Here is a 2,234-nt window from a genome sequence, read left to right as displayed (position 1 = left end):
GCCTACATTCAATACTGAATTCCCGTACTTACTGGCATCAAATATGCTATCGGCTTTTGTTGTGGTTCGTAAGCAAGATTTCATAGAATATGGACTTAACAAAAGTGAAATGGAATATGGTATGGAAGATTATGAAGGCTGGATTTCTATGTGTGCGAATGGTTGTTTGGGCGTAAGTATTCCTGAACCACTCGTGAAGTATAGAGTTAGAACCAATTCCATGTCTCGTCAATTCAATCGTGATATGATTATTTATCTCCGTGAACGAATGGCTAGTATGAATAGTCCTGTATATGAAAAATATGGTGCAGAGTTATTTAAACTAGTTGATGCAAATGGACCTGGATATTTGTGGGACAATCCAACTATGACTTATCCAACGATAGGTTATGGAGCTAATAATAGTGATGATTTTAGTGATCTCAACGCTCAGAAGTACGAACTAATGAGACTTGCTAGTTCTAAATGGGGCTCTCGACTTATTAAGTTAGCATTTAAGTTGAAACTAAATAAGTTTTTTAAATAATACACTCTAGGGGACTAATAAATGAATATTGCGATTTTAATTCCTTGTTACAACGAGGAACTAACAATTAGTAAAGTGATTACAGATTTCAGACGTGAATTACCTGAGGCAAAAATATATGTATATGATAATAATTCTAAAGATAAAACTATCGAAATTGCTAAGTTACATGATGTAACTATAGTAAAAGAATCTCGGCAAGGCAAAGGAAATGTTGTTAGGTCGATGTTTTTGGATATAGATGCTGATTATTATATTATGGTTGATGGAGATGACACATATCCAGCTGAGTTTGTTCATGCGCTTCTGAAGCCTCTTGTAAATAGAGAAGCAGATATGGTAATAGGTGATAGACTGTCTAATGGTACTTATTCAGAGGAGAATAAAAGACTTCTTCATGGATTCGGTAATAACCTTGTTAAAAGGATAATAAACACTTTATATAAAAGTAAAATAAGTGATATTATGACAGGTTACAGAGCTTTTAATAAGTTTTTTGTTAAGTCTTTTCCAGTAATGAGTCCCGGCTTTGAAATTGAAACGGAATTAAGCATTCATTCATTAGATAAGCGTTTTTTAATAAAAGAAGTGCCTATTGAGTATAGAGATAGACCGCCAGGAAGTGTGTCAAAATTAAATACTCTTTCGGATGGATTTAAAGTAGTGAAAACCATTTTTACCCTTTTTAAAGATTATAAACCATTGATTTTTTTCAATATGTGGGCTTTGATTTTCTTGGTATTTGGTCTAGTAGTAGGTGTACCAGTAGTTATTGAATTTTTTCACACAAGCTATGTTACAAAAGTGCCTTCTGCAGTCCTTGCTGTAGGTTTTATTCTCTTATCTATTATGAGTCTCTCATGTGGTCTAATATTAGATACTGTTGTTTCAAATTCAAGAAAACAGTATGAACTTCAGCTACACCAGATTAAAAGATATATTGGGAGTCATGAATCTCATGAAATCTAAAACGAACAGGTATATAATTATTTTTGCTATATCGTTGATATCTGGGATAGGATTTATATCTTATCTGTCACCCAATAATTCAATATACAAGACAGGTCTTATTACTATTTTAATGGGCATGATTTTTTTGTCATGTTGTTCTATTTTTAATGGGTTTTCTTTTAAACCTTATGCACACTTATCTAGAAAAGGGAAAACAATGGCTTTTGTTTTCAATATTTTTTTTAGTTCAGTTCTTTTTTTTAGTCTTCAAGGTTCCAGGTTGACTTTGCACAATGGTTCAATTATAGGAAAAGGATTAGTTAGTCTGGCAGCATTTTTATCCTTAAATGCAGTTACTCTATTCCTGATTGCCTGTATCATTAATTTGAGATCAGATTCAGTAAATGAAAAAGTTGCAAAAATCAAGATTCTTATCTATGCTCTTCCGCCATGTCTTGTGTTTTCTTTGTATTTTATTGCCTATTATCCTGCAGCAATGACTCCTGATTCTTTAGACCAGTGGTCTCAGACCATTACACATAATTTTAATGATTGGCATCCTGTAGCCCATACTTGGTTTATAATGTTAACCACATCTCTTTGGAATTCTCCAGCAGCCTTTGTTATTACACAAATTTCTATTCTCTCACTTATTATTGGGTATATGTGTTATTCATTTGAAAAGGCTGGAGTTAATAAACTGGCTATTTATGTAATTTTAGCTTTTATGTCCTTAATACCTGTCAATGGAATATAT

Annotated in this window: 2 protein-coding genes and 1 pseudogene; all 3 read left to right on the top strand. The window is 32.6% G+C overall.

The genetic code is table 11. The features are described 5' to 3' along the window. Positions 1-526, top strand: a 526-nt coding sequence (locus ACWNM1_RS30475; RefSeq protein WP_449603920.1) for a hypothetical protein, incomplete at its 5' end; no start/stop codon positions are given. A 21-nt stretch (positions 527-547) separates the two neighbouring features. Further along, positions 548-1,495 carry a glycosyltransferase family 2 protein gene (locus tag ACWNM1_RS30470; protein ID WP_449603919.1) on the top strand — a complete coding sequence of 316 codons (948 nt, stop codon included), beginning with the start codon at positions 548-550 and terminating at the stop codon, positions 1,493-1,495. After that, positions 1,485-2,234: pseudogene (locus ACWNM1_RS30465) on the top strand (hypothetical protein); the annotation flags it as partial. The gene ACWNM1_RS30470 and the pseudogene ACWNM1_RS30465, both read left to right, overlap by 11 nt.

This window comes from Paenibacillus sp. Marseille-Q9583 (assembly GCF_976954365.1).
The sequence above is the reverse complement of the archived record's forward strand: the minus strand, read 5'-3'. Positions and strand labels throughout refer to the sequence as shown.

What these genes read in the sequence shown, in the direction of transcription:
- ACWNM1_RS30470 (WP_449603919.1), top strand. Translation starts at nt 548, where the DNA reads ATGAATATTGCGATTTTAATTCCTTGTTACAACGAGGAACTAACAATT.